The 3,990-nt window shown below is 43.6% G+C and carries 5 protein-coding genes; 3 read left to right on the forward strand and 2 right to left on the reverse strand.

All coding sequences use genetic code 11. From position 1 onward, the window contains the following. Positions 1 to 505: 505 nt before the first annotated feature. Together PX481_RS20745 and PX481_RS20750 are read left to right on the forward strand one after the other, a co-directional pair. On the forward strand, positions 506 to 1,288 hold the full coding sequence (locus PX481_RS20745) for a hypothetical protein (protein ID WP_288095758.1): 783 nt from the start codon (positions 506 to 508) through the stop codon (positions 1,286 to 1,288). A gap of 113 nt (positions 1,289 to 1,401) precedes the next feature. Further along, positions 1,402 to 2,370 (forward strand): glycosyltransferase family 2 protein, encoded by a 969-nt coding sequence (locus PX481_RS20750; RefSeq protein ID WP_288026688.1) that lies wholly within the window; start codon positions 1,402 to 1,404, stop codon positions 2,368 to 2,370. A 388-nt stretch (positions 2,371 to 2,758) separates the two neighbouring features. On the opposite strand, the gene PX481_RS20755 is transcribed toward PX481_RS20750, so the two are convergent. Beyond that, positions 2,759 to 3,100: a DUF8822 family protein gene (locus PX481_RS20755; protein WP_002761061.1), complete on the reverse strand. Its 342-nt coding sequence runs from the start codon at positions 3,098 to 3,100 to the stop codon at positions 2,759 to 2,761. 34 nt (positions 3,101 to 3,134) lie between these two features. Between PX481_RS20755 and aat the strand changes: the two genes are divergently transcribed. Then, a complete protein-coding gene (aat, locus tag PX481_RS20760; RefSeq protein ID WP_071825075.1) occupies positions 3,135 to 3,716 on the forward strand; it encodes a leucyl/phenylalanyl-tRNA--protein transferase in 582 nt (193 codons plus the stop codon). On the opposite strand, the gene PX481_RS29845 is transcribed toward aat, so the two are convergent. Next, positions 3,675 to 3,890 (reverse strand): hypothetical protein, encoded by a 216-nt coding sequence (locus PX481_RS29845; RefSeq protein ID WP_353852211.1) that lies wholly within the window; start codon positions 3,888 to 3,890, stop codon positions 3,675 to 3,677. The genes aat and PX481_RS29845 overlap by 42 nt on opposite strands. Between the last annotated feature and the right edge of the window lie 100 nt (positions 3,891 to 3,990).

The raw sequence follows: 3,990 nt of genomic DNA on the forward strand, positions 1-3,990 counted from the left end.
GGCCAAAAAGTCTAAAAGTTTTAGCCAACAAGGTTTTTAGATTTATTCAGCAAATCCTACTTAATCATACTAAGCTGTTGACTATCTAAATTACTCGTTAAGACTGCACCGGAGTGCTGGAGTTGGGAGCAGGGAGAGGAAGTCTGAGCATTTGTACTAAAATTTCCTGGACGCAGTTTAAATTAAGTACAGCTTATTAAAAACGGATTTGGTATCAAGCGGTGCGGTGACGTTTATGCAAAGTATAACAACTCATACGCTGGCAAGCCAGTGCGGTCTTGGGGGCTCCCCAAGTGGCGATTGTGCATACCGGCTGCCTTGATCGAGGAAACTCGGCGGAACCAAAGAATCCCGAAGCGCTTAGTGCCCTAGGAGTGTCAATTAGGGTATTCTATGAGGGGGAGCAGCAAAATCCTGCCTCGAATATGGTTGTTGTTGAAAAAATCCGTAAAAAATAGTTACGGTCTTGTATAATCCGCTAAAATCCAGAGAAATAGCTTTTGCCATGGCGACTACAGAAGCATTGAACCCCAGTCAATTCTCACTTTTAACCAACCTCACCGCTGCTCGTTCAAGTTCACCCAAATCACAAGAAGAAATGGACAAAGTTATCATTCTCGTTAATGCCGAAGCTCAAGCCAGTGGTCAGATGTCTCGGCTATCGCCCGTTACCGAAAAGATGGTGATTGCCTTAAAAAACGCCGTTCCTAAATCCTTGGCGGTGGAGGTGACGGGGACGGCTTCTTTGTGGTCAAAAATGGAGTCGGGTAAAACCAGCCAAAATAATTTAATCTGGTGTCCCTTAACAATTCAATTACCCAATTGGGTGAATTTTCCGGGTAAAAAAGTTTATCAAGCTTGTCGGGATATCGAGGAAAGACGCGCTTGGGTTGCCCATACCCTGCACTATAAAACCAGTCAGGGAGATTCTTCTTTTGGGGATCTTTGGTTGCCGATCACGGTGACATCTAAGGGTTTAGAATACGGTGAGGTAATCGGAGAAGGCATGATCCCCAACGCCTACAGTCAACCGATTAGTCTGGAAAGAGAGAGTCTTAAGTCTTTACATCGGCTGGCAGCGCAATTACTGGATAATTTACAGGCTCCTGCTTCCGTTTATTTGCTACAGTTTCGTCTGGCTCATCGAGAAGTGGTTTTTGATCGTCTCTGGCCTTTTCCTGCTGCACCTGCGATCGCTTCTCTGCGCGGTCAACAGACGGATCTCTATGCATCCTACTGGAATTGTTTACGTCGGCAAGCAACGCTCGATCATTCCTTGGCAATTTAAAGGCACTGTCTAGCAGTAATCTATTAAGTTGACAAAAGGGATACTTTAGCAGAATATTTAGAGCGTAGCAGCCGCCATAAAAACACGGCTGTTGTCCGTTCAACCTCTCGAAAATGCCGAAATATTCGCTAATTATCCCGATTTATAACGAGGAAGAAACCATTCCAGAACTCTATCGCCGTGTCAGTGCCGTCATGGATAGTTTAGATGATTCTGTGGAACTGATTCTGATTAATGATGGCAGTCGGGACCGTTCCTTAAATTTAATGCGGGAACTACAGGAAAGAGATGCTAGGGTCTGTTACATTAGCTTTGCTCGTAACTTTGGCCATCAGGCAGCAGTGACGGCAGGACTTAATTTTGCTAGGGGTCAAGTTATTGTTGTCCTCGATGCCGACTTGCAGGATCCACCGGAATTGATTCCCAAAATGATTGAGTCTTGGCAAGCAGGTTATCATGTGGTTTACGCCCAGAGAACAAAACGGAAAAAAGAAAGTTGGTTTAAACGCCTAACTGCCTACGTTTTCTATAGATTGCTGCGACAATTAGCCGACGTGGATATCCCTGCGGACACGGGGGATTTTTGTCTGATGGATCGTCAGGTAGTGGACGTATTAAATTCTATGCCAGAACGGAATCGTTATATTCGCGGTTTGCGCGCTTGGATTGGTTTCCGACAAACTGCTGTTAAATTTGAGCGGGATCCCCGGTTTGCTGGCGAAGTCAAATACACTTTTAAAAAATCCCTAGCTTTAGCGATTAATAGCTTGGTGTCTTTTTCTAAGATTCCCCTGCGTATTTCCACTTATTTAGGCTTATTTTCCGCTTTAATTGCCCTGTTGATGGCTTTACTGGTTCTCTACTGGCGCTTACAGCAACCCGACTCTCCCGTTACCGGTTTAGCTACTATCTTGATCGCTGTGTTTTTCTTGGGTTCGGTACAATTGATCGGTATTGGCATATTAGGGGAATATATCGGGCGAATTTACGAAGAAGTTAAGGGCAGACCAGCCTATACAATCGCTGAGATCGCTGGGTTGGAAATTAATAGACCTCTTGTAAAAATCAAAAATTGTTGTTAGGGTTAGGAGTCAGGAGTCAGGAGTCAGGAGTCAGGAGAATTAGGAATGAACAATAATCAATTAAATGGTCTATTTAAGGATTTTATGCAATTTAATCCTTATTCTTACCGTTTTTGAACCCTCAAAAATTAATTATGCAAGAGGTTTAATAAAACTTTCCCAACAACTATCAATTAATTCTTGTCAATTAAAGATTTTGTTAACTTCTTAAATAAGCAATAAGCTGTTGACTCTCTAAATTACTGGTTAAGACTGTCTATGATCGAGGAGAGAGGTTTTGCTCATTTGTCCTAAAATTTCTAATAGGCAGTGCAGCTTACCCCATTCGTACAAAAAAATTAGCAGAGCAGCTAATAGAAATTAAACTCCAATAACAAAGAAAAACTGTCTAACTTTGCCCACAACAGCGATCGATCCCTAAACTATCTAAAATTAAATCACTGACAGCGTTAGCGATGGCAAATTCACTATAAAAACTTTCGCGGAAATCAAAAGCTTGCATCTCGGTAACGATCGCAATTACCAAGCTACCGAGATCGTTTTCCCCTTCCAAACGCTGACGCAGAAAAATTTGACTAGCGCGTTCAGCGATAGTTTCATTAATAGCTTCGGGAATAAATTCCGCATCTAACCAACGATGTAAAGCGGTTCGCAACCAAGTTTGTTCCTGTTGGGGATTTTCGATCGGTGGTAAAGTAATGGGCGGAATTGCTGCGGGATGATCAGGCATAATTAGAGAATTATCAGGCTACGAGACTGAGTTCTTGGGGGGATTCGTGGATACCGCCTCTATTATACAAGGATACGCACGCGGTTACTTTCTCATGGCCGATGAGGGGGGCAGATTGGATTGGTATTCTAGTAAAAATCGCGCTCTTATCCCTCTTGATCGGCGTTTTAGGTATCCCAAGTCCCTAAAACGAGTTTTGAATCAAAATCGCTTTAGCGTGGCTATTAACCGCAATTTTGCTGGGGTTTGTGCCGGTTGTGCCGATCGCTCGCTGACTTGGATTTCCCCGGAGTTAATGCAAATCTATCAGCAATTACACCAGGCCGGTTGGGCCTACAGTTTCGAGACTTGGCAAGGGGATCAATTAGCGGGGGGGATTTTAGGTTTAGCAATTCGCGGGGTTTTTATCGGGGAATCGATGTTTTATCAAATTCCCGATGGTTCTAAGGTAGCCATGGTCAAGTTAGTCGAACACCTCAGAGAACGGGATTTCTGTCTATTTGATGCCCAAATGCAAAATCCCCATCTGGCTAGATTTGGGGCCTATACTATCTCCGAAAAAGAATATCATCCCCTACTTGAAGGCGCTCTGTTGAAGCATTGCCATTTTGTTTAAGTAGGGCTTGCTGAATAAATCTAAAAACCTTGTTGGATAAGACTTTTGGACTTTTTTCCCCTCAAAAAGTGCCAGCCATTGCGGGGATCGGGGGGAAAATTCCTGGACTTTTTCCCTGAAAATTAGGTAGTTGACCACCTGAAAATCGATGAAACCCCACACCCCACACCCCACACCCCAGACCCTGCCCCCAGAAAAACCTTTTTCCGCAAACCCTTACTAAAAAAAAATGCCAAGCCTCCAACAAACTCCTTCAAGGTAGGGAAGAATGGAA

This window comes from Microcystis sp. M53603_WE2, assembly GCF_030065435.1.

Coding starts and splice junctions, on each gene's coding strand:
- PX481_RS20745 (WP_288095758.1), top strand. CDS start 506: ATGGCGACTACAGAAGCATTGAACCCCAGTCAATTCTCACTTTTAACC.
- PX481_RS20750 (WP_288026688.1), top strand. CDS start 1,402: ATGCCGAAATATTCGCTAATTATCCCGATTTATAACGAGGAAGAAACC.
- PX481_RS20755 (WP_002761061.1), bottom strand. CDS start 3,100: ATGCCTGATCATCCCGCAGCAATTCCGCCCATTACTTTACCACCGATC.